This is a genomic window from Vibrio nereis NBRC 15637 (genome assembly GCF_001591105.1).
Taxonomy (GTDB): domain Bacteria; phylum Pseudomonadota; class Gammaproteobacteria; order Enterobacterales; family Vibrionaceae; genus Vibrio; species Vibrio nereis.
On record NZ_BCUD01000003.1, the window covers coordinates 195,613 to 222,253 of the forward strand.

Consider the following 26,641-nt stretch of genomic DNA (forward strand, 5'->3'; position numbering starts at 1 on the left):
CTTGTTGAGATGTTATTAATTGGATGTTGCGATTTTGGTGTTTCAAACAACACCGAAACCGGACACTAGTGTCGTGTCTAAAAGTTACGCAATCAAAGAATCTTTTTCCCGATAAAAGTAGTGCAAGTGCGTATGATTACAATAAAGAAGGGTTTGGACCTTCCTATCGCAGGAACTCCTACCCAGGTGATTAATGATGGTAAGACCATCAAGAAAGTCGCCTTGCTTGGCGAAGAGTACGTTGGCATGCGTCCTACTATGCATGTTCGCGTAGGTGATGAAGTAAAGAAAGCTCAAGTTCTTTTTGAAGATAAGAAGAACCCAGGTGTTAAATTTACTTCACCAGCAAGTGGTAAAGTGATCGAGGTTAACCGTGGTGCTAAACGTGTTCTTCAATCCGTAGTGATTGAAGTGGCAGGTGAAGAACAGGTTACTTTTGACAAGTTCGAAGCTGCTCAACTAGCAAGTCTTGACCGTGAAGCGGTGAAAACTCAGCTTGTTGATTCAGGTCTTTGGACCGCTTTACGTACTCGTCCGTTCAGCAAGGTTCCAGCAATTGAGTCTTCAACTAAGGCAATCTTTGTGACTGCTATGGATACTAATCCATTAGCGGCGCAGCCGGAGTTGATCATCAATGAGCAACAAGAAGCATTCGTTGCTGGCCTAGATGTACTTTCAACTCTGACTGATGGCAAGGTTTACGTATGTAAGTCTGGCACCAGTCTTCCACGTTCTTCTCAGTCAAATGTCGAAGAGCATGTTTTTGATGGCCCTCACCCAGCAGGTCTTGCTGGCACCCACATGCATTTCCTATACCCAGTAAATGCAGAAAACGTGGCGTGGAGCATCAACTACCAGGACGTTATTGCGTTCGGTAAGTTGTTCCTAACTGGTGAACTTTACACTGATCGTGTTATCTCTCTGGCTGGCCCAGTAGTGAATAACCCTCGTCTAATCCGTACAACTGTAGGTGCTAGCCTAGAAGACATTACGGACAGCGAGTTAATGCCAGGTGAAGTTCGTGTGATTTCTGGTTCGGTACTGACAGGTACTCATGCAACTGGTCCTCACGCCTACCTAGGCCGTTACCATGTACAGGTTTCTGTATTGCGCGAAGGCTATGAGAAAGAATTGTTTGGTTGGGCGATGCCTGGCAAGAACAAGTTCTCTATAACTCGTGCATTCCTTGGTCATATCTTCAAAGGTCAGTTGTTCAATATGACAACAACGACTAACGGCAGTGACCGTTCAATGGTTCCAATCGGCAACTACGAACGTGTAATGCCATTAGATATGGAACCTACTCTGCTACTTCGCGATCTATGCGCAGGCGACACTGACAGTGCACAAGCACTTGGCGCTCTAGAGCTAGACGAAGATGACGTAGCATTGTGTACCTTTGTTTGTCCTGGCAAGTACGAGTACGGTCAACTACTTCGTGAATGCTTAGACAAGATCGAGAAGGAAGGGTAATTTTCATGGCTCTTAAAAAGTTTCTTGAAGACATCGAGCATCATTTTGAGCCTGGTGGTAAACATGAAAAATGGTTTGCCCTGTACGAAGCTGTAGCGACAGTTTTCTACACGCCAGGTCTAGTAACAAAGAAAAGCTCACACGTTCGTGATAGCGTTGACCTAAAACGCATCATGATTATGGTTTGGTTTGCGGTATTCCCAGCAATGTTCTGGGGTATGTACAACGCAGGTGGCCAAGCTATCGCTGCACTTACTCACATGCACGCTGGTGGTGAACTAGCAGCAGTTGTTGCGGGTAACTGGCACTACTGGTTAACGGAAATGCTGGGTGGCACCATTGCTGCCGATGCAGGCGTTGGCAGTAAGATGCTACTGGGTGCGACTTACTTCCTACCTATCTACGCGACGGTATTTATCGTTGGTGGTTTCTGGGAAGTTCTGTTCTGTATGGTGCGTAAGCACGAAGTTAACGAAGGCTTCTTTGTTACTTCTATCTTGTTCGCGCTTATCGTTCCGCCAACACTTCCTCTATGGCAAGCGGCACTAGGTATTACCTTTGGTGTTGTGGTTGCTAAAGAGATCTTTGGTGGTACAGGTCGTAACTTCCTAAACCCTGCGCTTGCAGGCCGTGCTTTCCTATTCTTCGCTTACCCAGCACAAATCTCGGGTGACGTAGTATGGACTGCAGCTGATGGCTTCTCTGGTGCAACGGCTCTTAGCCAATGGGCTCAAGGTGGTAACGGTGCTCTAGTTAACACTGTAACTGGTGCTCCTATCACTTGGATGGATGCGTTCATCGGTAACATCCCTGGCTCTATTGGTGAAGTTTCAACACTGGCTCTGATGATCGGTGCGGCGTTAATCGTTTACATGCGAATCGCTTCATGGCGCATCATCGCGGGTGTATTGATCGGTATGGTTGCAACTGCAACGTTGTTCAACGTTATCGGTTCTGAAACTAACCCAATGTTCAACATGCCATGGCACTGGCACCTAGTTCTAGGTGGTTTTGCATTCGGTATGTTCTTTATGGCGACAGACCCTGTATCAGCTTCATTTACCAACAAAGGTAAGTGGTGGTACGGTGCTCTAATCGGTGTAATGTGTGTTCTTATCCGTGTAGTTAACCCAGCATACCCAGAAGGTATGATGCTGGCGATTCTATTCGCGAACCTGTTTGCACCTCTGTTCGACCACTTAGTTATTGAGAAGAACATCAAGCGGAGACAAGCACGCTATGGCAAGTAATAACGACAGCATTAAAAAGACGCTGGGTGTTGTTATCGGGTTGAGCCTTGTTTGTTCAATCATCGTATCAACAGCAGCAGTAGGTCTACGCGACAAACAAAAAGCGAACGCTGTACTAGATAAGCAATCGAAAATCGTCGAAGTAGCTGGCATTGATGCAGAAGGTAAAAAAGTACCTGAGCTATTTGCACAGTACATCGAACCACGTTTAGTCGATTTCGAAACTGGTAACTTCATTGAAGGTAATGCAGCAACGTTTGATCAGCGTAAAGCGGCAAAAGATCCAGCACAGTCAATCAAGCTATCAGCTGATGAGGATGACGCTAAGATCTTACGTCGTGCTAACCAAGGTGTTGTATACCTTGTGAAAGACGGTGACTCAGTTTCAAAAGTTATCCTACCTGTTCACGGTAACGGCCTATGGTCAATGATGTACGCGTTTGTTGCAGTTGAAACAGACGGTAACACAGTGTCTGGTATCACTTACTACGAGCAAGGTGAAACTCCTGGACTTGGTGGTGAAGTTGAAAACCCATCATGGCGCGCACAGTGGGAAGGCAAAAAACTGTTTGATGAGAACCACAAGCCAGCGATTAAAGTCGTGAAAGGTGGTGCTCCAGCAGGTTCTGAACACGGTGTTGACGGTCTGTCAGGTGCGACACTAACTAGTAATGGTGTCCAACACACATTTGACTTCTGGTTAGGTGACATGGGCTTTGGTCCATTCCTAGCAAAAGTTCGTGACGGAGGTCTGAACTAATGTCTAGTGCACAAAACGTTAAAAAGAGCATTCTAGCGCCAGTATTGGATAACAACCCAATCGCGCTGCAGGTTCTTGGTGTATGTTCTGCTCTGGCAGTAACAACTAAACTAGAAACAGCGTTTGTTATGACTTTGGCGGTAACATTTGTAACTGCACTGTCTAACTTCTTTGTATCTTCAATCCGTAACCACATTCCTAACAGCGTGCGTATCATCGTTCAGATGGCGATCATCGCATCTCTAGTAATCGTGGTAGACCAAGTATTGAAAGCTTACCTATACGATATTTCTAAACAGCTATCAGTATTCGTTGGCCTTATCATTACTAACTGTATCGTAATGGGTCGTGCTGAAGCATTCGCTATGAAGTCTGCGCCAGTACCGTCTCTTATCGATGGTATCGGTAACGGTCTAGGTTACGGTTTCGTTCTAATCACTGTTGGTTTCTTCCGTGAACTACTGGGCAGCGGTAAGTTGTTTGGTATGGAAGTACTACCTCTAGTGAGCAATGGTGGTTGGTACCAGCCTAACGGTCTGATGCTACTAGCACCATCTGCATTCTTCCTAATCGGCTTCCTAATTTGGGCGATTCGTACGTTCAAGCCAGAACAAGTAGAAGCGAAGGAGTAAGGACGTCATGGAACATTACATTAGTCTGTTAGTTAAATCGATTTTCATCGAAAACATGGCTCTGTCTTTCTTCTTAGGTATGTGTACGTTCCTTGCGGTATCTAAGAAAGTTAAGACCTCTTTCGGTCTTGGTGTTGCGGTAGTGGTTGTATTGACTATTGCTGTACCGGTAAACAACCTTGTTTACAACCTGGTTCTGAGAGAGAACGCGTTAGTTGAAGGTGTAGACCTTAGCTTCCTAAACTTCATCACCTTTATCGGTGTAATCGCAGCACTTGTACAAATCCTAGAAATGGTTCTAGACCGTTTCTTCCCACCTTTGTACAACGCGCTTGGTATCTTCCTACCGCTGATCACAGTAAACTGTGCGATCTTCGGTGGTGTATCTTTCATGGTACAACGTGACTACAACTTTGCGGAATCTGTTGTTTACGGTTTCGGCTCTGGTGTGGGTTGGATGCTAGCCATCGTTGCTCTTGCAGGTATCCGTGAGAAGATGAAGTATTCTGACGTACCTCCAGGTCTACGTGGTCTTGGTATCACATTTATCTCTGTAGGTCTTATGGCGTTAGGCTTTATGTCTTTCTCTGGTGTTCAACTGTAAGTCGGGTAAACCGCAACAATTAAGGAATAGTCAATGGACATTATTCTTGGTGTCGTGATGTTTACTCTGATCGTACTGGCTCTAGTACTAGTGATTCTTTTCGCTAAGTCTAAGCTTGTACCAACAGGTGACATTACAATTTCTGTGAACGACGACCCATCACTGGCGATCGTTACACAACCAGGCGGTAAGCTTCTGGGTGCTCTAGCTGGTGCTGGCGTATTCGTATCTTCTGCTTGTGGTGGCGGTGGCTCTTGTGGTCAGTGTCGCGTAAAAATTAAATCAGGTGGTGGCGACATTCTACCAACCGAGCTTGACCACATTACTAAAGGTGAAGCGCGTGAAGGTGAGCGTCTAGCGTGTCAGGTTGCAATGAAAACTGACATGGATATCGAACTTCCTGAAGAAATCTTCGGCGTTAAGAAGTGGGAATGTAGCGTTATCTCTAACGATAACAAAGCGACATTCATCAAAGAGCTTAAGCTGCAAATTCCAGATGGCGAATCAGTACCTTTCCGTGCTGGTGGTTACATCCAGATTGAAGCGCCTGCTCACCACGTGAAATACGCTGACTTCGATGTACCTGAAGAGTACCGCGAAGACTGGGACAAATTTAACCTGTTCCGCTACGAGTCTAAAGTAAACGAAGAGACAATCCGCGCTTACTCAATGGCTAACTACCCAGAAGAAGAAGGTATTATTATGCTGAACGTGCGTATCGCTACGCCGCCGCCTAATAATCCTGACGTACCACCTGGTATCATGTCATCGTACATTTGGTCTCTTAAAGAAGGCGACAAGTGTACAATTTCAGGTCCATTTGGTGAGTTCTTCGCGAAAGATACTGATGCTGAAATGGTATTCATTGGTGGTGGTGCTGGTATGGCGCCAATGCGTTCGCACATCTTTGACCAACTTAAACGTCTAAACTCTACGCGTAAGATGTCTTTCTGGTACGGTGCGCGTTCTAAGCGTGAAATGTTCTATGTAGAAGATTTCGACGGCCTAGCGGCTGAGAACGACAACTTCGTATGGCACTGTGCTCTATCAGATCCAATGCCAGAAGATAACTGGGATGGTTACACAGGTTTCATCCACAACGTATTGTACGAAAACTACCTGAAGGATCACGAAGCTCCTGAAGATTGTGAATACTACATGTGTGGTCCACCAATGATGAACGCGGCTGTTATTGGCATGCTGAAAGATCTTGGTGTAGAAGATGAAAACATCCTTCTAGATGACTTCGGTGGTTAATCTTCCTAAGTGATTGAAATCTATGGCTGACTCAATTGAGTCAGCCATTCTTTTTTTAAACTAAAGTTCTATCGACAGTCGATATTGAAAATTGCACCTGATAGTAGATGCCATTTTCAATATCCATTTACCGACAATAGGAGTTAACAAGTGAAAAAGTGGCTTGTTGCATTTGCTTCTCTATTGATTTTGGCGGGTTGTGAAAAGCCTGCTGAACAAATTCATCTCACTGGCCCGACGATGGGGACCACCTACAACATTAAGTATATTTCAGGTGAAGGTATTCCTGCTCCAGATGATCTCCAAAAGGAAGTCGATCGCTTACTGGAAGAAGTGAATGACCAAATGTCGACTTATCGAGAAGATTCAGAGTTAAGCCGCTTTAACCAACACTCAACATCTGAACCATTTTCGGTATCGACTCAGACGGCTACTGTCGTCAAAGAGGCGATTCGTCTTAACAAAGTGACACTCGGGGCTTTGGATGTGACTGTTGGGCCACTGGTCAACCTATGGGGTTTTGGCCCCGAAGCGCGCCCTGAAATTGTTCCGACAGATGCCGATTTAGCCGAGCGAAGAGCGAAAACGGGCATAGAGCACCTTCAGGTTTCAGGCAATCTGCTACAAAAGGAGATTCCAAGCCTTTATGTTGACCTTTCAACCATTGCCAAAGGTTGGGGAGTTGATGTTGTCGCTGACTACATCCAATCACAAGGTGTGGTGAACTACATGGTTGAAGTGGGTGGTGAAATGCGCCTGAAAGGTGTAAACCGTGAAGGTGTACCTTGGCGTATCGCTATTGAGAAGCCCTCAGTAGAAGAGCGCGCAATTCAAGAAATTATCGAACCGGGAGATATGGCGATTGCGACTTCTGGTGATTACCGTAATTACTTTGAGCGTGATGGTATCCGCTATTCGCATATCATCAATCCAGAAACTGGAAAACCAATCAGTCACAAAGTGGTATCAGTAACAGTATTGGACAAATCATCCATGACGGCAGATGGCTTAGCAACGGGCTTGATGGTGTTGGGTGAAGTGAAAGGAATGCAGGTCGCACAAGAGCATAACATTCCAGTTTTAATGATTGTTAAAACTGACGATGGATTTGAAGAGTTGACGTCAGAGGCTTATAAGCCGTTTATAAACCAATAATTACTTTAGTGAGCGTGTCATTATGAGTACATTTTTAATTACATTTGGTGTTTTTATCGCTGTGATTGCGGCAATGTCAATTGGCTACATCATTCAGAAAAAAGTGGTGAAAGGCAGTTGTGGTGGCCTTGGCGCAGTCGGTATCGAAAAAGTCTGTAACTGCCCAGAACCATGCGATGCGCGTAAAAAGCGTGAGGCACGTGAAGCTGCCCGTGCTGAAAAGCTCGCCGCTTGGGAAAAAGATCGCATTGCGTAAATAGTGCAGAACTTATCAGTAGTTATATTAACCCGGCTTAGTCCGGGTTATTTTTTGCCTTTAATTTGCCCTCTGGTCTTTCCCTGTGATGAAAGTAACTATACTCATGTTAACAAACCTAAAAGCATAGAGAGTGGAGGACATTATGGAACTGCACCAACACGGTATGGCTGAATTGTTTCAACAGCTGGGGTTAGGCAGCTCAGAACAAGATATTAATAAGTTCATTCTTGAGCATCGGCAGCGCCGTGGCTCAACGCTATTGCACGAAGCCAGTTTTTGGACAGACGCTCAAGCGGCTTTTCTTAAGCAAGCCATAGAGGAGGATGCAGACTGGGCAGAGCTGGTCGATCAGCTGGACGTGATGCTGAGGGACTAGAGGTTAGTGAGTAGAATGAAAGCAAAGCGACAAGCCTATGTCGCCTTGCTTTTGAATTGTAAATCCTACTGACGGTCAGTTAAGCGGTAATCCGCTGGAATGTTAAACACGCTGTCGCGAACGCCTTGTTCTGATACTGACGTTACTTCGTAAACGTAGCGTATCAGTGCGTCTTTCTTCCATTCATTCACTTGGTCATCGACTTTTTTGCTTAAGAAGTCGCCGACTAACCCTGTGGCAGATTCAGTTAGTCCGTCAACGCCATTGGTGAAATCAAGTTGCGCCGTAGAGGCTTTTTGTTTTTCATCTTGGCAAGCTTGAGATTGTTGGAAGAACTCCATCTTCAGGCTGAGTGGGTAGCCATCAATGGTGTTTAACTTTTTAAACACTGAGTTCGTCGATTTTGCATCAGTATTCTCTATATCACCCGCAAAGGAGCTGATTGCCTTGAAGCCATCTCGGCCGAGGATTCGTACCAGTGGGTTGTTGTCTCCGACCGCATCTAGGTAGTTATCGGTTGCCTTTGCGTGAACTTTCCAAGCTTGTTTGATATCGCTGTTTGGTGTGGCAGTCCAAACACTAAAACGGAGTAAATTCTGGTCGGCTTTTTTCTTGTCGTCTTCAAATACCACATGCCAAGTAACCGCATATTCGCTGGTTTCCATTCCTGAGATGACGCGCGTCTTGCCTGTTGGCTTAACGTCAAATTCATTCTTTTTAAGTGCAACCGAGCAGTTCATTTCCTCGTAAGATTGAGGTTCTTCAGACTCTTCACCGTCTTGTGTGAATTGGTCAGTAAAACTAAAGCTCGTACAGCCTTCAATCGGGCATTCACGGTATGTTTCTGCGTCGTGGTTTAACTCCCACAGCAAGTTTTTATCGAGTCTGAATATGTCACTACGCTCGAAGTTAGCGAGGCTACTGAGAAAGCTTTCTGCCTCAAAGTCTGATTGAATATGGCGCATGGATGGGCGCGTATACACTGTTTGATTCCCTTTACCATCAGGTAAATACAAACCTTCCATGGAATATTTTGCTTTTACTACTGTGGTTGGATTGAGCGGTGTCGTGTCTTTGACCGGAGCACTACATGCAGCAAGTAGAAATACTGACGACAATGTCAGTAGATGTTTAGAGTTTGTGTTCATTTTGTTTAGCCCTATGCGCTGACTTGTTATTTTATGTGTTGTTGTGCATAACCATATTCGCTTGGTTGTTATTAAATCAATTGATATTTTTGATAAGCGTGATTCTCTCTCAAATATAATATTGAATTACAAGCAACCTCTATTGCTGCCAGCGACGAATAAAGTGTGTTCCCATCGTCTATGGAACGATTTATACTGTTTTTTTAAACAGTGCCTTTTGGGTTAAAGCGATGCTTGAGCGAACAAGGAAAATCATTCATGTCGATATGGACTGCTTTTATGCGGCGGTCGAGATGCGTGATAACCCAAGTTATCGTGGCCGGCCTCTTGCGGTTGGTGGGCATGAGAAACAGCGTGGCGTTCTCAGCACATGCAATTATGAAGCGAGAAAGTTTGGGATTCGGAGTGCGATGCCGACGGCTCGTGCTTTACAGTTATGCCCCAACTTGTTGGTTGTTCCTGGTCGAATGCAGGTCTACAAGCAAGTATCACAACAAATTCGTGAGATCTTTTCGCGCTACACCTCCCTTATTGAGCCACTTTCTCTCGATGAAGCCTATTTGGATGTGACCGAGTCCACCCAGTGTCATGGTTCTGCGACATTGATTGCAGAAGCCATCCGGCGAGATATTTGGAATGAACTCCAGTTGACGGCGTCTGCGGGGGTGGCTCCGGTAAAGTTCCTTGCTAAAGTTGCCTCAGATATGAATAAACCGAACGGGCAATATGTTATCCCTCCCGAGCGCGTACAAGAGGAGGTGGACAAGCTGCCGTTGGACAAGATCCCTGGAGTAGGAAAGGTAAGCTTAGAAAAACTGCATCAAGCGGGCTTCTACAAAGGTGCGGATATTAAAAATAGTGACTACCGCGAGCTACTGCTTCAATTTGGTCGCTTAGGGGCATCATTATGGAAAAAGAGCCATGGTATCGACACCCGAGAGGTGGTGGTAGAAAGAGAGCGAAAGTCAGTCGGCGTTGAACGCACCTTTAGCGAAAATATTTTTACTTACGATGAATGCTGGCGGGTAATTGAAGAAAAGTTGTTTCCTGAGCTAGAGAGGCGGCTTGAAAAGGCCTCCCCAGAAAAGGCCATCATCAAACAAGGGATCAAAGTAAAATTTGCTGATTTTCAACTCACGACGATCGAGCATATCCATACGGAGCTCGATTTAGAGTACTTTAAGCAGCTATTGAGGGATATTCTCAAGCGCCAAAACGAGCGAGAAATTCGTTTGTTGGGCTTAAGTGTCATGCTTAAGCCCGAAGATCAGACTCGGCAACTAAGCTTTTTCTAATGCCTCTCGATCTGTGACTTTGTTTAATACTTCAGCAAAAGGAGTCGCTTCCATTTTTCCAAATCCAGGTAATGAGCGGGCTTTGAGTTTTGTGAGCATCGGTGTCGCGATGCCACAGAGAAACTTGCTTTTTAACTGCGCAGAAAGTGGGTGGGGGGCTTTGTTCTCTAGATCGATGAGCCACGAAGAGAAAGCCTCTTCGTCTATTTCTGGCTGCTGCCTCACCGGTAGCTTGGCAATCTTGCCTCGGCATACACTGCAATGACCACAAGTATGGGGTGCATTGGCGTCACCAAAGTAGTCAGCGAGTCTATGGCTTAGGCATCGTTCTGATTCAAAAAAGGCCAGTAGGTTATGAATGCGGTTAATATCGCTCTGCTCTTTATCGCGATAGAGCTTCTCAAGGTTTTTACTGTAACTCTCCACTGACTCAACAAGCGGTTTCACTCGGTACACTTCCGTCATCAGCTTGCTTTCTAATTCGATCCATCCTTTTTCATGGAAATAGTCCAGGGCGGCAATGGCACGCTGCCTGTCACCGTGAAAATGATTCCATAATGTATCAAAGTCGACCTGACACCATGTTTTCGCTTGCGGTGAGCAATTAAACAACGCAGTGATAAAGTCTCGTCGCTCACCACTAAATTGCTCAATAATCGACGGTTTGTCAGTCATGTACTTAAAACGGTAATCGGCAAAATAGCTGTATTGGGCTTCGATGTGACCAGCCATTTCCATGTACACCAGCAAGGTTTTAAGGGGTAATTGACGAATATTACTCTCGGTAGCCAAACGACTGAGCACCACTTCCCATTGAGGAGACGACTGATTGGCAAGCTCAATAATCTGCTGAATTTCTGCCAGCTCAGGGGTATCGCCGAAGATAAAGTTCTCTAGTGTGGAAATACCATCTTTGTTGGCGAGTAGAATGCACTGAGAAGGCTTGCCGTCTCGACCTGCTCGACCAATCTCTTGTGCGTAGTTTTCGATGGATTTAGGCAGATCATAGTGAACAACCCTGCGAATATCGGATTTATCTACCCCCATACCAAACGCGATGGTCGCAACAATGCAGTCAATTTCGCCCTGCATAAAGGCATGCTGGATTTGTTCTCTGAGATCATTCGCAAGACCAGCGTGGTAGGCTTGGGCGTTAACCCCACTTTTTTGCTGTACGTTGGCAACGCTTTCGGCTGTGCTTTGCAGCGTGACATAAACAATGGTTGGCTCGGTTGGGTTTTTAGCAATAAGTGATAGCAGTTCGTCGGGCTTTTGTTCGCTTTCGCACGGCATCACACTGATGTCTAAGTTAGGGCGATAAAAACCTGTAATAACGACGTCGGATTGATGAATCGCAAATTTATCCTGCATATCTTGGATGACGTCTTTCGTCGCGGTTGCCGTAAGCAACAACGTCTGCGGGATATTGAATTCTCGCACATACTGAGGCAGCTTGAGGTAGTCTGGACGAAAGTTGTGCCCCCATTCAGAAATACAGTGCGCTTCATCCACCACCATCATTGAAATTGGCACCTGAGCTATGAATTGGCGAAAGCGTTCATTTTTGAGCCTTTCAACCGAGATCATCAGTATCTTGATGTTACCGTGTTTGACGCCCTCCATCACTTGCTGGGTTTCTTCGCGGCTAAGCGTTGAGTCGATAGAAGCGGCAGCAATGCCTTTGCCGTTGAGAAAGGCTAACTGATCCTTCATTAAGGCTAATAAGGGGGAAATAACCAAGGTTAAATGGGGAAGTACCGTTGCGGGTAATTGGTAGCACAACGATTTGCCCGAGCCTGTAGGGAATATAGCGGCGCATGAGCGGTTAGCCAGTACGGTTTCAATAACATGCTCTTGCCCGGCACGCAGCGTATCAAAGCCAAATACAGAGCGTAACGTTTGGTATATGTGATTCTCTTGATTCGTACTGTTCATAACTAACTATTCAGGTATCCTTTGCGCGCGATGACATCTATTCTAGGGGGAATTGTATCGATGGGACATGATTTTAGTATGAATAAATCGGAACTGCGCCTAACAATTCTGGAAGTACTAGAGCAAAAACGACAAGTTGCGCACCGCTCGGCGCAGCGAGCAATTGAATCCGCAACCGATGAAGAAACCGTACCAGAGCACAAATACGATACTTTGGCACTCGAAGCTTCTTATTTAGCCCATGGTCAGGCAATGCGCGTTCAAGAGTGTGAACAAGAGATCCGCTTGATCCGCGAATTACACTTATCGACAGAACCGGAAAAAGTGGGGGTGGGTAGCTTATTAACGTTGGTTGATATGGATGAAAACCATCAGCTTTTTTTTGTCGCTCCTTGTGCTGGTGGCCTGAAAGTACGGTTTAATGATAAATTAGTTACCTTGGTTACTTTTGAGTCGCCGCTGGGTAAAGCGTTAAAAGGTAAGCAGCTAGGTGATGAAGTCAGCTACCAAGTTGGCGCAAACGCCTACTATTACGAAATAGAAACCATAGCCTGACATTATTAAATGGCTTTCTGATAGGGTGTGAGTAAATAGACAAGGTGAGATAATGATGAATAGAGTACTGTTAACACTACCTTTACTGCTGTCTGGCCCTGTATTGGCAGCTCAGTGTAAGGTAGATTTAAAAAATGAAATCCACCTAGACGGGAAAGCGGTCGAAATCTATCAAGAAGGTGGAGAAAGCGCGGTTGTTGACGCCAACAATAACCTTCTTATCGCGGGAGAAATGGTTTCTCTCAGTCAAGAACAGAAACAAGCCATCGCAGAATATCGAGATAGTTTAAACAGCTATATCCCACAAGTTAAGCAGATGGCGCAAGATGGATTAGCCCTTGCCAATAATATCGTTGATGATGTTGCCACGAGTTTTGATATGCCTGGTGCTTTCGATAGTGTGAAAGAGTCGATGAAGTCGTTTTACGCCGATGTTGAGTCTCGCTACTACAAAAATGGCGATTTGATCCTGCCGGCAGAAACCTTTGGTTCTATGGCAGACACTTGGACGCAAGACTTAGAAAAAGCAGGTGAGCTGTTTAACGAGGAGTTTATTGCTAGTGCTTTCAACGCGATGTCGGAAAAGATGAAAGCGGAGGGTGGGCTCAACCTGACGCAAATGGCCGACTCTATGGCCGAGCTAAAAGAACGAATTTCTGAACGTTTAGCGGAGCATGAGGAAGATGTCATCAAACAAGGTCAGGAGTTCTGTGACTCTTTGGATGAGATGGCTGAACAAGAACAGCAATTACACCAAAAGATCCCCGAATTGAAAGACTACCAAATCTTCACTATTTAATTACCGTTCAGAGGGCGCTTAAGGCGCTCTCTTTGTTTCTCTCCGCTTTTTGAGTGCCTCAATAGCATTAAACTTGAGTGTACGCGTCATTTTATGAACTGAATTTCTATTCGTTGATCTGGTTGTCGAGTTATTAACCAGATCTTGCTTGTTGTATAGTGCATATTACTATATTGTACTAGCTAACTAGTTCATTGATATTCTGTGTGAGTAGTATGACACAACAAACCTCTTCTCAGCCTCGCGAACATTTTGGTTCCCGTCTTGGTTTTATACTTGCAGCAGCAGGTGCGGCAGTCGGTCTTGGTAACATCTGGGGTTTTCCTACTCAGGCGGCAAGTAACGGTGGTGGTGCTTTTCTGCTGGTATACCTAGTGATGATTCTTGTCGTCGCTTTCCCTATGCTGGTGGTTGAAATGGCGATTGGTCGTCACGGGCAAGCAAACCCTGTTGATAGTATGCGCTCATTAACCGCTAATCCTATTGGACAACGATTGGGTGGCGCTGTCGGCTGGATTGGCCTAAGTGTTCCTAGTGCTGTTTTGGCGTTTTATAGCATTGTAGGCGGCTGGTTGATTTGCTTTTTACTTGGTGCCATTACCGACATCTTAGGTCTAGAGGCGGCAACGGCTTGGTTTAAAGGTTTTAGCGTTGAAAGAAACCTATTTGGCACGATCACCTTCTACGTGTTGACCGTTCTGATTGTTCAGGGTGGTGTCAAACAGGGGATTGAAAAGTGGTCAACTCGTTTAATGCCAGCACTGTTTGTTCTGTTTGCACTGCTGTTCGCGTACATCATGACTCAATCTGGTGCGATGGAAGGGCTGAAGCATTACTTGGTGCCAGACTTCGAAAAAATCATGGATCGTAAGTTGATCCTAGCAGCGATGGGGCAGGGGTTCTTCTCTCTGACTATCGGCGGGTGTTCCATGCTGATTTATGGTTCGTACCTAAGTAAAAAAGAGAACCTGCCTAAAATGGCGATGAATGTGACGCTAGTTGATACCGCTGTGGCCTTTATCGCTGGTTTGGTTGTGATGCCGGCTATGTTTGTCGCGATGCAAAAAGGTGTTCAGATTTATGCCGAAGACGGTTCGCTACTTAGCTCAGATACGTTGGTCTTTACCGTGTTACCGCTTATGTTTGACAGCTTAGGTCTGCTGGGTCAACTGTTTGCCATTGTGTTCTTTTTACTGCTGACTATCGCCGCGCTAACGTCTTCCATTTCGATGTTGGAATGTCCAGTCGCATTGGTGAGTGAACGCTTTAATACCAAAAGAGGCACAACAAGCTGGGTGTTAGGCGGATTGATTGCGCTTTTCAGTGTGGTTATTGTGTACAATTTTGGCAACTTATTTGGGTTGGTTGCAACCGTAGCGACGCAATATTTACAGCCAACGGCCGCGCTGCTGTTCTGTCTGTTCGGTGGTTGGGTATGGAACCGTCACTCTAAAGTGAAAGAATTAGAACAAGGTAACCCTGAATTTACGTTAGGCCTATTCGGTAAACTGTGGCCAGCGTATGTGAAGTTTGTTTGCCCAATTTTGGTTGCCACTGTGATTTGGGCTTCATTCGGCTAAAGAAACACGTAGAGATACCAAGAGCCCGCGTAATCTGCGGGCTTTTGTTTACATGGAAGGCGTGGTTATCTGGCCGGTTGTTAATGGCTCTCTGTCTGTGTCAGAGACATCTTCAATAAATTCACCAACGGCTTGCTCAATTTCCTCGTCGTCTTCCTTAAAGTAAGCTAAGTGGAAGACGGCATCCCCTTCGTTAACCAGCGGCAGTGTTTGTTGGCCAATGACTATCCCACTCTTGGGGGCTGTCAGGGCTATTTCACTGTGTCCGAGCGGGGCACTGATGTAAGCCAGTACTTGCCCTTTCTCAACTTTATCGCCCAGTGTCACTAGGGTACGCAGAATGCCATCGCTTTCTGCACGCATCCAACTCGTCGACTTTGCGATCACGGATGAAGGCAGTTTTTTACGACTCGCACGTAGCATGCCTATGGCACGCATCACGCGTTGAACCCCCAAGAAACCAGCGTTGATGCAGATAGGTTCAAAACGTAGTGCTTCTCCTGCCTCGTAGGTCAATACCGGAATGCCCAGCTTTTCTGCTTCACTGCGTAACGAGCCATCACGAAGAGGCGCGTCGATAATGACGGGGGTAGCAAAAGCTTGAGCTATGCGTAGAGACTCTGGATTGCTCAAATCTGCTCTGATTTGAGGCAGATTCGTCCGATGGATCGCACCAGTATGTAAGTCCAAAATATAGTCACACCGCCTTGCGACTTGATCGAAGAAGGTGTGTGCCATCCTAGAGGCAAAAGAGCCTCTTTCACTCCCTGGGAAACAGCGGTTAAGATCTCGGCGATCGGGTAGGTAACGGGACTTATGAATAAAGCCAAATACGTTGACGATCGGAACCGCAATCAACGTCCCTTTTAGTCGATCAGCATCAATGGTGTTAATCAGGTGTCTAACGATCTCGACACCGTTAAGTTCGTCACCATGTATGGCTGCATTGACCATCAGCACAGGACCAGCATATCTACCATTCACTATCTCCACCGGAATCGACAGCGGCGAGTGGGTGTAGAGCTTGGCTGCCTCTAGCTCCATCATTTTTCGCTCTCCCGGTGAGATAGACTCACCGAGAAAATCAAACACAGAATTTCGTTTAGCCTTTACCACGGGTTCTCGTCCTCTGACTGGCTGCATTTTTTTCAATAAACTCAACGATCATGCCTGCAATGTCTTTGCCCGTTGCATGCTCTATCCCTTCAAGGCCCGGAGATGAGTTGACTTCCATGACCAGAGGTCCACGTTCAGAACGAAGAAGATCCACGCCCGCCACATTTAACCCCATGACCTTGGCTGCTTCGACTGCGGTGCGGCGTTCTTGAGGCGTAATTTTCACGAGCGATGCACTGCCACCTCTGTGTAGGTTTGAGCGAAATTCGCCTTCTGCGCCTTGACGCTTCATTGCTGCAATCACTTTATCGCCAATCACGAAGCAGCGGATATCCGCGCCACCAGCTTCCTTAATGTATTCTTGTACCATGATGTTGGCTTTCAGCCCTAAGAAAGCTTCAATGACACTTTCTGCCGCTTTGCGTGTTTCTGCTAATACCACGCCAATCCCTTGAGTACCTTCAAGCAATTTGATGACGACAGGGGCACCACCGACCATATCAAGCAAGTCTTTGACATCGTCCGGTTTACTGGCAAATCCAGTAATTGGCATACCAATACCTTTACGAGACAGCAACTGCATTGAACGCAGTTTGTCACGTGAACGCGTAATGGCTACCGACTCATTGACCGGGTAAACGCCCATCATCTCAAATTGACGCAGCACAGCTGTACCATAGAACGTTACCGATGCGCCGATGCGAGGAATAATGGCGTTATAGTCAGATAGCTGCTCGCCTTTGAAATGAATCTCAGGTTTCTCTGAGTTGATATTCATATAACAGCGCAGTGCATCGATGACTTTCACTTCGTGACCACGCTCATTGCACGCTTCAATCAGGCGTCGTGTGGAGTACAGCTTAGCGTTACGAGATAGAATACCAATCTTCATTATTTACTTTCCTCGAAAGGGACTAAAAATGATTCCGCTGGGTCAACGACAATGCGGTTATTCATTGCTGTTCGGCCTAGCAGCATGCGAAAAGCCATGTTTTCTCTGTTCGTGAGCGTAATCTCTATTGGCCATTGTTGGCCGCCGATATTTACTTCGGATTCGATGACATAGCGTGACTCTTCATGGCCACCAGAGTCGCGTACCGTACGTTCATCCATCACTTTCGCTTCACAAACAACTTCGACCTCAGAGTTATGCTGAATTGGGTGGATCCAAAACCTAACCCACAACGTATCGCCTTTGTGAAAGCTTTCCACTTTAAATGCGTGTAAGCAGGACGTTCTTGCCCCGGTATCAATCTTGGCTTTGATCTTGTCGATACCCAAATTCGGGAGGCTAAGCATTTCACGCCACCCAACAATCAGTTTTTCTTTCATAGCAATAACTATTTAAAAGTAGAGTCAAGATGTTCTAGTGAGGTGAACATCGCCAACATAACTCGTAGAAGTATAGACGAGTATGGCTTGAAGCCGCGGAAGGAGAGTGTGTCCCAGAGCCTCAAGGAGGGCGAATGTAGCAACCGTAAGTAGAGGTGACTAACGAAAAAAAATCACCGTTACGACAAAATTTATTTATGGCGTGCTGTGGGACAGGTAATAAAAAAGCCAGCAATAATGCTGGCTCTGGAAGGATTGAGTAAGGTTATGCCTTCTCTGGAATGGCTTCGAGTAACGCAACCATTTGATCCCAGTAAAGCGATACCGTATCGATTTTCACTTTCTCATCTGGAGAGTGTGGGAACTTGATTGTCGGACCAAACGAAACCATATCCATATTTGGGTAAGGTTCTTTGAATAGGCCGCACTCTAGGCCAGCGTGAATCACCATAATGTTTGGTTTGTGGCCGTAAATGCCTTCATACATATCACGGAATATTGCCATGATTTCTGAGTCTGCATCGGGTTTCCAGCCTGGGTATGCGCCAGAGAATTCGATCTCGGCACCGGCGAGTTCCGCAACAGACGTTAGCATGCTTTCGACTTGTTGACGGCCTGAGTCAATCAGCGAGCGTACAAGGCAAAGAACGTTAACTTGGTTTTCTTCGGTTGTAATCACACCCACGTTAAGTGATGTTTCTACCACGCCTTCGATTTCATCGCTCATACGGATCACGCCATTAGGGCATGCGTTTAATGCTGCGATAAAGCGTTGCTGATCCGCGGTTGCAAAAACGTTGGCATCAGTTTCAATCGCTTCATTGAAAGACACAATGTTCGTTTCGATTTTACCAAGCTCTTGGCTGATCAGGTTAGTATAGAACTCGAACAGTTCAGCAAGCTTCGCTTCATTTTCAGCAGGGATAGCTACAGTGACAAAGGCTTCACGAGGGATTGCGTTACGCAGGCTACCACCACGGAATTCAATTAAGCGTAGGTCTAGCTCTTGTGCATGGCCTGCCAAGAAACGTGCAACCAGTTTGTTGGCATTACCTCGGCCTGTGTGAATGTCACAACCTGAGTGGCCGCCTTTTAAGCCTTTTAGGATCAACTGACGTGTGATGTAACCAGCAGGAAGTGCTTCACGTTGGATATTGAATGTCATCGCGCCATCGATACCGCCTGCGCAACCCATATAGACTTCGCCTTCTTGCTCTGAGTCAGTGTTCAGAAGGATTTCACCTTCCAACCAACCTGCTTCAAGACCAAACGCGCCTGTCATGCCAGCTTCTTCATCAATTGTTAGCAGAACCTCAATTGGCCCGTGTTTGATGTCTTTTGACGCCAACACGGCTAGACAAGAAGACATACCAATGCCGTTGTCTGCACCCAGAGTGGTCCCTTTTGCGGTGACCCATTCGCCATCAATGTACGGTTGAATAGGATCTTTAGTGAAGTCGTGATCCGTATCTTCGTTCTTCTGAGGAACCATATCGATGTGTGCTTGAAGAACAACACCTTTCTTGTTTTCCATACCCGGCGTAGCCGGTTTTTTAATGAAAACATTGCCCGTTGGATCGCGGCGAACGTCTAAACCTTGTTGCTTAGCCCAGTCAATAATGTATTGGGCAAGTGCCTCTTCATGTTTTGAAGGGTGAGGGATAGAACAGATCTTATCGAAGAATTGCCAAAGCGGGGCAGGTGATAAGTTGCTGATTTCAGAATGGAATTCAGACACGGATGACTCCTTGTAACGAATAATGCCAGATCTTGTGGGGGAGTTAAGCATAAAATGCAGAACAAAAAACTAAATCTGACCTATTAAATAGAGGGATACAGAATAGCACTACCCGTCTCTGGGGAATAGTACGAGGCGAAAGTAAATGTTTCGGAGCTATCACAGAATCTAAATGAAGTGAAAATTTCAAATACTCATCAATGTTCTTATGTGTTTGTTGTTAAATTAAACAATAAAATGATATTTCTGTAATTAAATTACAGTGCTCATTTGATCTTAGTCACTTTATGAATTTTTTGTGATTCTAATCACTATTTTTCTTGTAATTAAATTTCTTTGGGGTATATTTGTATCAACTTCGAAAGCGAAGAGAAAATGCTCAAAGGATGAGTCCGATTTGTCGCCTCCAAGGAACCGAGAAATCAATACTTGTTATCTGTTTTATTTGATTTAGAAGGTGATATTTATGAAAGGTTTACCAAGTGCAGCGTTCTGGCTAAACAGCTCTGTTTATACTGGCAGCTTTGCATACCCAACAACTTTTGGTTACTAATCCAAAACTTGTACTCTCGAACAGTTTGTTCACCCCTATATATTGGAATTTATTTACAGCTCTTGCTTAGCTGACATGATTCAACCGCCACTCATTATTGAGTGGCGTTTTTTTATCTTCTCATTCCTCTTCATAAAATGCCTCGATTGCCATTCAGAGCATATATTGCGCATATTATTCGCATAAATTCATACGAACACTCCCGTAAAAATTCGTTTACTCGCTGAAAGTTTACGACATGGCGCAAAAAAGCATCTTTTAGTGTTTTTATTCAAATACTTTTTTACTTACTGATTAAAAAAGGTTTTTTACTATTTCTAGTCATACAGTGAGTGGGGGTATGGCGTGTTACTAATAGAAATATTGGTTATAGAGTCAGATCTGTCTGGAATTTGATATTTGATGACTTTATAATTCCCGCCAATCGATTACGCAACCGTTTACCCTCAATCCCTATAGGATTCGATTATGTTCGAAAAACTATTCAAGCTCAGTGAAAACGGCACTAACGTGAAAACTGAGATCATCGCAGGTGTTACTACCTTTTTGACAATGGCCTACATCATATTTGTGAACCCAGCTATTTTGGCTGACACAGGTATGGACCGTGGGGCAGTCTTTGTTGCTACGTGTGTGGCAGCGGCTATTGGCTGTTTCATCATGGGTTTTGTCGCTAACTACCCAATTGCGCAGGCGCCAGGTATGGGCCTTAACGCTTTCTTTACTTATTCGGTTGTACTTGGCATGGGGTATACGTGGCAAGTGGCTTTAGCTGCGGTATTCTGTTCAGGTTTACTGTTCATCTTGCTCAGCGTATTTAAGATTCGCGAATGGATTATCAACTCGATTCCGCTTTCACTGCGTACCGGCATTTCTGCGGGTATTGGCCTTTTTCTTGCGTTTATCGCACTGAAAAATGCGGGTATCGTCGCTGATAACCCAGCAACACTTGTCTCTCTTGGTTCAATTACATCTTTACCAGCGGTTCTTGCGTCAATTGGTTTCTTTCTGACCATTGCCTTGGTGCACCGTGGGGTTAAAGGTGCCGTAATGATCGCTATTCTTGCTGTTACGGGGCTAGGTCTACTATTTGGTGATGTTCAGTGGGCCGGTTTGATGTCTACACCACCAAGCATTGCACCTACTTTCCTTCAGCTTGATTTTTCTGCGGTATTCGAAGTGGGCATGATCTCTGTTGTGTTTGCATTCCTGTTCGTAGACTTATTTGATACGGCGGGCACTTTGGTTGGTGTTTCGCAAAAAGCAGGGCTTGTGGGCGAAGATGGAAAAATTCCTCGCTTGAATAAAGCGCTGCTGGCTGACTCAACAGCCACTTCAGTGGGAGCCTTGTTAGGTACATCCAACACCACTTCATATATTGAGAGTGTTTCTGGTGTTTCTGCTGGTGGGCGCACAGGTTTAACTGCTGTGGTTGTTGGCATTTTGTTCTTACTTGCACTATTCTTCTCGCCACTGGCAGGAATGATTCCAGCATATGCGACCGCGGGAGCGTTATTTTATGTGGCGATCCTGATGCTTTCTGGCTTGGTAAGTATCGACTGGCGTGATTTAACAGAAGCGGCTCCGGTTGTTGTAACGTGTCTGCTTATGCCTCTGACTTTCTCAATTGCAGAAGGTATTTCTCTGGGCTTCATCGCGTACGCTGCTATTAAACTGTTTAGTGGTAAAGGGCGCAGTGTTTCTCTGAGCGTTTGGATAATGTCTGCCATCTTTATCATCAAATACATCGTCGCTTAATAGGTTTTCAAGGGTCTGTATTGCTAGAGCCGATCTTGTAATACAGGCCCTCACATTTTTAGATTTTAGGTTAATAATAATGAGCAAGAAATTTGTCATCACTTGGGACCAAATGCACACATACTGCCGTGAACTAGCAGAAAAACAGATGCCAGCAGAACAGTGGAAGGGCATTTGGGCAGTGAGCCGTGGTGGTTTGGTTCCTGGCGCTATTCTGGCGCGTGAACTCGGTATTCGTTACGTAGATACCATCTGTATCTCTAGCTACGACCATGATCATCAACGCGACATGAGTGTAATCAAAGCGCCAGAAGGTGACGGTGAAGGGTACTTAATCGTTGAAGACCTTGTAGACAGCGGTGATACTGCGCGTAAACTGCGTGATCTATACCCTAAAGCGAAATTGATTGCGGTTTGTGCAAAACCATCAGGTGCCGCTTTGCTTGACGACTATGTTGTCGATATTGCTCAGGAAACTTGGATTGAGCAGCCATGGGATATGGCGATTCAATACATTGAACCTATCAATCGCAAGCAAAAATAATGCTTCACTGAGCTAAGTTTCAGTTTCTTGATAAATGACCCTTCATTGGGTCATTTTTTTTATTACTATTGTCTCAACAGCAATTATTTAGGTTCGATTATGTCCGAAGAAGTGAGTAAAAACCTCTCAGAGACTCTTTTTGTTAAACACAAGCAAGCGCGAGAGACTTCAGCACTGATTCAGTATATGCCAAGTAGCCAGTCGTTATTGGAAGAAAAACGTGAGCAAGAAGGCTACCGATGGTATCGCAATTTACGTCGTATGCAGTGGGCTTGGCAGGGCTTAGATCCGATAGAAATCGAAGCTGTTCTTGCTAAAATTGCTTCTTCTAAACATTCACGAACTCAAGATCAATGGCTAGATACCGTGATGGGCTACCACAGCGGGAACTGGACTTATGAATGGATTAAATTGGGAATGCTTCACCAGAAGCGTTCTGACAAGTTGTCAGGCGAAGAGGCAGCCGATGAGCTTTTTAACGCGTCACTGTGCTTTAGTATTGCCGGTTATCCTCATCTAAAAAATGATAACTTAGCGACACAAGCTCAGGTGCTGGCCAATTCTGCTTACACTGATGCGGCTAAGAAAACCAAGTTTATTGTTAAACGAATCGAAGTTCCGTATCAAAACAAGAAAATTACCGCTCACCTTCATTTGACGAAGACAGATAAACCCCAGCCAGTTGTGATGGTTAGCGCGGGCTTGGACAGTTTACAAACCGATCTTTGGACGCTGTTCCGAGACCACCTAGCGAAGAAAGACATCGCTATGTTAACCGTCGATATGCCATCTGTTGGTTCTAATACTTACTGGAACTTGACCGAAGACACGTCGTGTTTACACCAAGCGGTACTTAATGAGCTTTATAATATTCCTTGGGTAGATCATTACCGAGTAGGACTGATTGGTTTCCGCTTTGGTGGTAATGCTATGGTGCGTTTGTCTTTCATGGAGCAAGATAAGATCAAAGCTTGTGTTTCTATGGGGGCGCCGATTCATTCCGTGCTGGCTTCACCGGAAAAGCTTAAAAAAATGCCGCAAATGCATTTAGACGTTTTAGCCTCTCGCCTTGGTAAAAGCGCGGTTGATATCCATAGTATGGCCAGTCAGCTTATGGCATGGTCATTAAAAGTTCAGGGTATTCTTTCTAGCCGAAAAACCAGAGTGCCAATATTGGCAATGAGTTTAGACGGTGACCCTGTTTCCCCATTTAGTGATAACCAACTTGTGGCATTATTCAGTGATTACGGCAAGGCCAAGAAAATCAACACTAAGACAATTACACAAGGATATGAGCAATCCCTCGATTTAGCCATTCAGTGGTTAGAGGATGAGCTAACTAGGTGACATAACGAGCAATTTGGACGAAACTGAGTGTAAGGTGCACTGAAATAAAACGTTAACAGTGCACCTGTAACAATACATACAGTCATGAATACGGAGATTCATATGTCTGATACGACGAAAAGTCCAACTCATTATCGCTTGCTTTCTACCCTCAGAGCCATTGGTCCTTACTTACGCGAATCGCAATGCGTGGATGGCTCTTATCTTTTCGATTGTTTATCCGTTTGTGTAAACGACAAAAAGTCCCCGGAGAAAAGAGAGTTTTGGGGATGGTGGCTTGAACTAGAACAGCAAGGAAATGGCTATCAAGCGCGTTACAGAAGTGGTTTATACGACACAACAGGCGAATGGTTGGACGAAAAATTGCCACAGAACGTGGTTAAAGACGTGAACCATACGCAAGAAGCTTTCCACCAAAAACTGATCGAAACGATGCAGACGGAATTTGGACTTCAAGTTCATTTACATGAAGATTCTGTCGAATTTGTCTAATTTTGACCGCTTATCTTTCTTCTCTATCAAAAAGGCGCGATTCAGCGCCTTTTCTACTTGTGAATTTGGTCTTTGATTGCTAAAACATCAGGTCCGGATGCCATTTACCCCTAAACAGAAAAACTGTTGGTTTCATATAAGTGGCATAGAACCATGTTTATTTTATTCATAGCAGAACGACAATGAATCAAGAATGCGGACAAACACTACAGCCTCAAACTGTGGTTGTTAAACTAGGTACCAGTGTCTTAACTGGTGGTACATTAGCGCTTGATCGTGCTCATATGGTTGAGCTGGCGCGCCAATGTGCAGAGCTAAAAAAACTAGGCCACGCTGTGGTTATGGTATCGTCAGGCGCGATCGCCGCTGGACGTGAGCACCTAGGTTACCCCGCACTCCCCAACTCAATGGCAAGTAAACAGCTGCTTGCTGCCGTCGGTCAAAGCCAACTGATTCAAACTTGGGAAGCCTTGTTTGCTATCTACGGAATTAAGATAGGTCAAATGCTGTTAACCCGAGCTGATCTGGAAGACCGCGAGCGCTTTCTAAACGCCCGAGATACGATCAATGCTCTGGTTGAAAATGACATCATTCCAATCGTGAATGAAAACGACGCGGTCGCGACCAGTGAAATCAAAGTGGGTGATAACGATAACCTATCGGCATTGGTTGGGATTTTATGCGGCGCAGACAAGCTCTTGCTGCTGACTGATCAAAAAGGCCTGTTTACTGCCGACCCGCGCAAAGACCCAGATGCAGAGCTCATCAAAGAAGTCAAAACCATTGATGACACCCTACGTAAAATCGCAGGCGGCAGTGGCACCACATTAGGTACTGGCGGAATGGCGACCAAGTTACAAGCAGCAGACATTGCGCGCCGAGCGGGGATCGAAGTCATTATTGCAGCGGGTAGTGCACCTAACGTGATTTTTGATTCACTGGGTAACGAGCCTCATGGGACACGTTTCTTGCCGTGCGAAGAGTCACTGGAAAACCGAAAGCGTTGGATACTGGCGGGCCCTGCAACATCGGGTGATATCGTGATTGATGAAGGCGCAGTAAAAGCCGTCTTTGGTAATGGCAGTAGTCTGCTGGCGAAAGGTGTCACCAAAGTGAGTGGTGAGTTTGCTCGTGGTGATGTTGTCCGAGTGACAGACATCAATGGCAAATTGGTTGCCCGCGGGATCTCTAGCTACTCAAGTAAAGACATGGCCAAGATTATTGGCAAACACAGCAAAGATATTTTAGGAATATTAGGTTACGACTACGGCAGCGAAGTACTGCACCGTGACGATATGGTCGTAATACAAGAATAAGAATTGAGGGATTTATAGTGGAACTGATTTCTATGGGTAAAGCTGCCAAGGATGCAGCTTTCCAGCTTGCTACCGCATCAACGGCACAAAAAAACAAAGCATTGGCTATTATAGCGGATGAACTTGAAGCGAATTCAGCGACAATTCTGGCGGCTAACGCCAAAGATATTGAACTAGGCCGTGAAGCGGGGTTAACAGATGCTCTGCTTGACCGCTTACTGCTAAACGAAGAACGCTTAATCGGCATTGCGAACGATGTTCGTAACGTTATTGGCCTGAATGATCCTGTCGGTAGTGAGATAGACAGTAAAGTGCTTGAAAATGGTATGTCACTGTCACGTCGCCGCGTACCGCTTGGTGTTGTCGGTGTGATTTATGAAGCGCGCCCGAACGTGACCATCGATATTGCTGCACTGTGTTTAAAAACGGGTAACGCGAGTATTCTGCGTGGCGGAAAAGAGACGTTCTTTTCGAACATGGAACTGGTTAACGTAATTCAATCGGCACTGGCGAAGGCAGAGTTGCCAGCAGCTTCAGTACAATATATTGAAAAACCGGATCGCGAGCTGGTTTCTCAATTGCTTAAACTCGATGACTATGTGGACATGATCATTCCACGTGGTGGTGCAGGCTTACACAAAATGTGTAAAGAAAACAGCACGATCCCAGTCATCATTGGTGGTTTTGGTATCAGCCATATCTTTGTCGATGAAAGTGCTAACTTAGCAAAATCAATCGACGTAGTTGAAAACGCAAAGGTCCAACGCCCTTCGGCATGCAATTCTCTCGATACGCTACTGGTACATGCAAGTGTGGCAGCCGAGTTCTTGCCTATGCTGGTGGAACGCATGAACGAACAAGTCACTTTTGTTACCGAGCCAAAAGCCAAGGCGCTGATGGGCAATGCGAAAAAACTATGTGATGCGGTTGATGGTGATTTTGACACAGAGTGGCTGAGTTACACGTTGGGCGTAAAAATCGTCGACGATGTAAAAGAGGCGATTGATCATATGCGTGTTCACAACGCGAGCCACTCTGATGCCATCATGACCAACAGTTTAGAAAACTCAGAACTGTTTATTAACTCAGTGGGCTCTGCGGCGGTTTATGTAAATGCATCTACGCGTTTTACCGATGGCGCACAGTTTGGTTTAGGTGCAGAAGTGGCGGTATCAACACAAAAACTTCACGCACGTGGGCCAATGGGGCTGGAAGAGCTAACCAGTTATAAATGGGTTGGTAAGGCGAACTACTTGCCGCGTAGTTAACAAAACGGGCTGTAGGTTGATTAAAAAGGGGCTATTCGAGCCCCTTTTGCTTTTCCTAGCTTTGTGAATTCCGCTACACTAACTGGCATTATTTTGGAG

At 45.5% G+C, this 26,641-nt stretch carries 26 protein-coding genes; 20 read left to right on the forward strand and 6 right to left on the reverse strand.

Translation table 11 applies throughout. The annotated features are described in order from the left end of the window. The first annotated feature begins 132 nt into the window (after positions 1-132). From VNE01S_RS05140 to VNE01S_RS05180, 9 genes are all read left to right on the forward strand, one after another. Positions 133-1,473 (forward strand): Na(+)-translocating NADH-quinone reductase subunit A, encoded by a 1,341-nt coding sequence (locus VNE01S_RS05140; protein WP_053396729.1) that lies wholly within the window; start codon positions 133-135, stop codon positions 1,471-1,473. A gap of 5 nt (positions 1,474-1,478) precedes the next feature. Then, positions 1,479-2,723 (forward strand): NADH:ubiquinone reductase (Na(+)-transporting) subunit B, encoded by a 1,245-nt coding sequence (locus tag VNE01S_RS05145; RefSeq protein WP_053396730.1) that lies wholly within the window; start codon positions 1,479-1,481, stop codon positions 2,721-2,723. Next, positions 2,713-3,483, forward strand: coding sequence for a Na(+)-translocating NADH-quinone reductase subunit C (locus VNE01S_RS05150; RefSeq protein WP_053396731.1), 771 nt, complete (start codon positions 2,713-2,715; stop codon positions 3,481-3,483). Before VNE01S_RS05145 ends, VNE01S_RS05150 begins: the two co-directional genes overlap by 11 nt. Further along, positions 3,483-4,115 carry an NADH:ubiquinone reductase (Na(+)-transporting) subunit D gene (locus VNE01S_RS05155; protein ID WP_053396732.1) on the forward strand — a complete coding sequence of 211 codons (633 nt, stop codon included), beginning with the start codon at positions 3,483-3,485 and terminating at the stop codon, positions 4,113-4,115. The genes VNE01S_RS05150 and VNE01S_RS05155 overlap by 1 nt, the downstream gene beginning before the upstream one ends. A gap of 7 nt (positions 4,116-4,122) precedes the next feature. Continuing rightward, positions 4,123-4,719 carry an NADH:ubiquinone reductase (Na(+)-transporting) subunit E gene (nqrE, locus tag VNE01S_RS05160; RefSeq protein ID WP_053396733.1) on the forward strand — a complete coding sequence of 199 codons (597 nt, stop codon included), beginning with the start codon at positions 4,123-4,125 and terminating at the stop codon, positions 4,717-4,719. Positions 4,720-4,752: 33 nt separating this feature from the next. Beyond that, positions 4,753-5,976: an NADH:ubiquinone reductase (Na(+)-transporting) subunit F gene (nqrF, locus tag VNE01S_RS05165; RefSeq protein WP_053396734.1), complete on the forward strand. Its 1,224-nt coding sequence runs from the start codon at positions 4,753-4,755 to the stop codon at positions 5,974-5,976. A 150-nt stretch (positions 5,977-6,126) separates the two neighbouring features. Continuing rightward, a complete protein-coding gene (locus tag VNE01S_RS05170; protein ID WP_053396735.1) occupies positions 6,127-7,131 on the forward strand; it encodes an FAD:protein FMN transferase in 1,005 nt (334 codons plus the stop codon). A 22-nt stretch (positions 7,132-7,153) separates the two neighbouring features. After that, positions 7,154-7,387, forward strand: coding sequence for a (Na+)-NQR maturation NqrM (gene nqrM, locus VNE01S_RS05175; protein WP_053396736.1), 234 nt, complete (start codon positions 7,154-7,156; stop codon positions 7,385-7,387). A gap of 145 nt (positions 7,388-7,532) precedes the next feature. Next, a complete protein-coding gene (locus VNE01S_RS05180; protein ID WP_053396737.1) occupies positions 7,533-7,766 on the forward strand; it encodes a DUF2789 domain-containing protein in 234 nt (77 codons plus the stop codon). Positions 7,767-7,831: 65 nt separating this feature from the next. Here VNE01S_RS05180 and VNE01S_RS05185 read toward each other — a convergent pair whose 3' ends face one another. Beyond that, positions 7,832-8,914, reverse strand: coding sequence for a hypothetical protein (locus VNE01S_RS05185; RefSeq protein ID WP_156309902.1), 1,083 nt, complete (start codon positions 8,912-8,914; stop codon positions 7,832-7,834). A gap of 230 nt (positions 8,915-9,144) precedes the next feature. On the opposite strand from VNE01S_RS05185, the gene dinB reads away from it, so the two are divergent. Next, complete coding sequence (gene dinB / locus VNE01S_RS05190) at positions 9,145-10,209, forward strand: DNA polymerase IV (protein WP_053396739.1); 1,065 nt, start codon at positions 9,145-9,147, stop codon at positions 10,207-10,209. On the opposite strand, the gene VNE01S_RS05195 is transcribed toward dinB, so the two are convergent. Beyond that, positions 10,195-12,144, reverse strand: coding sequence for a RecQ family ATP-dependent DNA helicase (locus VNE01S_RS05195; RefSeq protein WP_053396740.1), 1,950 nt, complete (start codon positions 12,142-12,144; stop codon positions 10,195-10,197). The two genes, dinB and VNE01S_RS05195, sit on opposite strands and share 15 nt — an antisense overlap. Before the next feature lie 78 nt (positions 12,145-12,222). Here VNE01S_RS05195 and VNE01S_RS05200 point away from each other — a divergent pair, with 78 nt between their 5' ends. From VNE01S_RS05200 to VNE01S_RS05210, 3 genes are all read left to right on the forward strand, one after another. Then, entirely contained in the window at positions 12,223-12,699 is a 477-nt protein-coding gene (locus tag VNE01S_RS05200; RefSeq protein WP_053396741.1) for a GreA/GreB family elongation factor, read from the forward strand. A gap of 55 nt (positions 12,700-12,754) precedes the next feature. Further along, the gene (locus tag VNE01S_RS05205) at positions 12,755-13,498 is read left to right on the forward strand and encodes a YggN family protein (RefSeq protein ID WP_053396811.1); all 744 of its coding nucleotides are present in this window, start codon (positions 12,755-12,757) and stop codon (positions 13,496-13,498) included. 215 nt (positions 13,499-13,713) lie between these two features. Further along, entirely contained in the window at positions 13,714-15,078 is a 1,365-nt protein-coding gene (locus VNE01S_RS05210) for a sodium-dependent transporter (RefSeq protein WP_053396742.1), read from the forward strand. A gap of 48 nt (positions 15,079-15,126) precedes the next feature. Here the strand turns inward: VNE01S_RS05210 and VNE01S_RS05215 are convergent, their stop codons facing one another. From VNE01S_RS05215 to VNE01S_RS05230, 4 genes are all read right to left on the reverse strand, one after another. After that, entirely contained in the window at positions 15,127-16,194 is a 1,068-nt protein-coding gene (locus VNE01S_RS05215) for a succinylglutamate desuccinylase/aspartoacylase family protein (protein ID WP_373278529.1), read from the reverse strand. Beyond that, positions 16,181-17,086, reverse strand: coding sequence for a 30S ribosomal protein S6--L-glutamate ligase (rimK, locus tag VNE01S_RS05220; RefSeq protein WP_053396744.1), 906 nt, complete (start codon positions 17,084-17,086; stop codon positions 16,181-16,183). The genes VNE01S_RS05215 and rimK overlap by 14 nt, the downstream gene beginning before the upstream one ends. After that, on the reverse strand, positions 17,086-17,526 hold the full coding sequence (locus VNE01S_RS05225; RefSeq protein ID WP_053396745.1) for an ATP-dependent zinc protease family protein: 441 nt from the start codon (positions 17,524-17,526) through the stop codon (positions 17,086-17,088). The genes rimK and VNE01S_RS05225 overlap by 1 nt, the downstream gene beginning before the upstream one ends. A gap of 265 nt (positions 17,527-17,791) precedes the next feature. After that, a complete protein-coding gene (locus VNE01S_RS05230; protein WP_053396746.1) occupies positions 17,792-19,264 on the reverse strand; it encodes an aminoacyl-histidine dipeptidase in 1,473 nt (490 codons plus the stop codon). Between the two features lie 466 nt (positions 19,265-19,730). Between VNE01S_RS05230 and vcdP the strand changes: the two genes are divergently transcribed. The 7 genes from vcdP to VNE01S_RS05260 all read left to right on the forward strand — a co-directional run bounded on the left by vcdP (position 19,731) and on the right by VNE01S_RS05260 (position 26,542). Further along, the gene (gene vcdP / locus VNE01S_RS19820) at positions 19,731-19,817 is read left to right on the forward strand and encodes a small protein VcdP (RefSeq protein ID WP_486679478.1); all 87 of its coding nucleotides are present in this window, start codon (positions 19,731-19,733) and stop codon (positions 19,815-19,817) included. Positions 19,818-20,285: 468 nt separating this feature from the next. Further along, the gene (locus tag VNE01S_RS05235) at positions 20,286-21,575 is read left to right on the forward strand and encodes an NCS2 family permease (protein WP_053396747.1); all 1,290 of its coding nucleotides are present in this window, start codon (positions 20,286-20,288) and stop codon (positions 21,573-21,575) included. Positions 21,576-21,654: 79 nt separating this feature from the next. Next, the gene (gene gpt, locus VNE01S_RS05240; RefSeq protein WP_053396748.1) at positions 21,655-22,119 is read left to right on the forward strand and encodes a xanthine phosphoribosyltransferase; all 465 of its coding nucleotides are present in this window, start codon (positions 21,655-21,657) and stop codon (positions 22,117-22,119) included. Positions 22,120-22,218: 99 nt separating this feature from the next. After that, positions 22,219-23,466 carry an esterase FrsA gene (frsA, locus tag VNE01S_RS05245; RefSeq protein ID WP_053396749.1) on the forward strand — a complete coding sequence of 416 codons (1,248 nt, stop codon included), beginning with the start codon at positions 22,219-22,221 and terminating at the stop codon, positions 23,464-23,466. Positions 23,467-23,568: 102 nt separating this feature from the next. Then, complete coding sequence (crl, locus tag VNE01S_RS05250; RefSeq protein ID WP_053396750.1) at positions 23,569-23,958, forward strand: sigma factor-binding protein Crl; 390 nt, start codon at positions 23,569-23,571, stop codon at positions 23,956-23,958. 182 nt (positions 23,959-24,140) lie between these two features. Beyond that, positions 24,141-25,274, forward strand: coding sequence for a glutamate 5-kinase (gene proB / locus VNE01S_RS05255; protein WP_053396751.1), 1,134 nt, complete (start codon positions 24,141-24,143; stop codon positions 25,272-25,274). A 17-nt stretch (positions 25,275-25,291) separates the two neighbouring features. Then, positions 25,292-26,542, forward strand: a complete 1,251-nt coding sequence (locus VNE01S_RS05260) for a glutamate-5-semialdehyde dehydrogenase (protein ID WP_053396752.1) — start codon at positions 25,292-25,294, stop codon at positions 26,540-26,542. Positions 26,543-26,641 lie beyond the last annotated feature (99 nt).

Bases quoted from the DNA above. Each gene is read 5' to 3' on its own strand.
- VNE01S_RS05140 (WP_053396729.1), top strand. From the start codon at position 133: ATGATTACAATAAAGAAGGGTTTGGACCTTCCTATCGCAGGAACTCCT.
- VNE01S_RS05145 (WP_053396730.1), top strand. From the start codon at position 1,479: ATGGCTCTTAAAAAGTTTCTTGAAGACATCGAGCATCATTTTGAGCCT.
- VNE01S_RS05150 (WP_053396731.1), top strand. From the start codon at position 2,713: ATGGCAAGTAATAACGACAGCATTAAAAAGACGCTGGGTGTTGTTATC.
- VNE01S_RS05155 (WP_053396732.1), top strand. From the start codon at position 3,483: ATGTCTAGTGCACAAAACGTTAAAAAGAGCATTCTAGCGCCAGTATTG.
- nqrE (WP_053396733.1), top strand. From the start codon at position 4,123: ATGGAACATTACATTAGTCTGTTAGTTAAATCGATTTTCATCGAAAAC.
- nqrF (WP_053396734.1), top strand. From the start codon at position 4,753: ATGGACATTATTCTTGGTGTCGTGATGTTTACTCTGATCGTACTGGCT.
- nqrM (WP_053396736.1), top strand. From the start codon at position 7,154: ATGAGTACATTTTTAATTACATTTGGTGTTTTTATCGCTGTGATTGCG.
- VNE01S_RS05180 (WP_053396737.1), top strand. From the start codon at position 7,533: ATGGAACTGCACCAACACGGTATGGCTGAATTGTTTCAACAGCTGGGG.
- VNE01S_RS05185 (WP_156309902.1), bottom strand. From the start codon at position 8,914: ATGAACACAAACTCTAAACATCTACTGACATTGTCGTCAGTATTTCTA.
- dinB (WP_053396739.1), top strand. From the start codon at position 9,145: ATGCTTGAGCGAACAAGGAAAATCATTCATGTCGATATGGACTGCTTT.
- VNE01S_RS05195 (WP_053396740.1), bottom strand. From the start codon at position 12,144: ATGAACAGTACGAATCAAGAGAATCACATATACCAAACGTTACGCTCT.
- VNE01S_RS05200 (WP_053396741.1), top strand. From the start codon at position 12,223: ATGAATAAATCGGAACTGCGCCTAACAATTCTGGAAGTACTAGAGCAA.
- VNE01S_RS05205 (WP_053396811.1), top strand. From the start codon at position 12,755: ATGAATAGAGTACTGTTAACACTACCTTTACTGCTGTCTGGCCCTGTA.
- VNE01S_RS05210 (WP_053396742.1), top strand. From the start codon at position 13,714: ATGACACAACAAACCTCTTCTCAGCCTCGCGAACATTTTGGTTCCCGT.
- rimK (WP_053396744.1), bottom strand. From the start codon at position 17,086: ATGAAGATTGGTATTCTATCTCGTAACGCTAAGCTGTACTCCACACGA.
- VNE01S_RS05225 (WP_053396745.1), bottom strand. From the start codon at position 17,526: ATGAAAGAAAAACTGATTGTTGGGTGGCGTGAAATGCTTAGCCTCCCG.
- vcdP (WP_486679478.1), top strand. From the start codon at position 19,731: ATGAAAGGTTTACCAAGTGCAGCGTTCTGGCTAAACAGCTCTGTTTAT.
- VNE01S_RS05235 (WP_053396747.1), top strand. From the start codon at position 20,286: ATGTTCGAAAAACTATTCAAGCTCAGTGAAAACGGCACTAACGTGAAA.
- gpt (WP_053396748.1), top strand. From the start codon at position 21,655: ATGAGCAAGAAATTTGTCATCACTTGGGACCAAATGCACACATACTGC.
- frsA (WP_053396749.1), top strand. From the start codon at position 22,219: ATGTCCGAAGAAGTGAGTAAAAACCTCTCAGAGACTCTTTTTGTTAAA.
- crl (WP_053396750.1), top strand. From the start codon at position 23,569: ATGTCTGATACGACGAAAAGTCCAACTCATTATCGCTTGCTTTCTACC.
- proB (WP_053396751.1), top strand. From the start codon at position 24,141: ATGAATCAAGAATGCGGACAAACACTACAGCCTCAAACTGTGGTTGTT.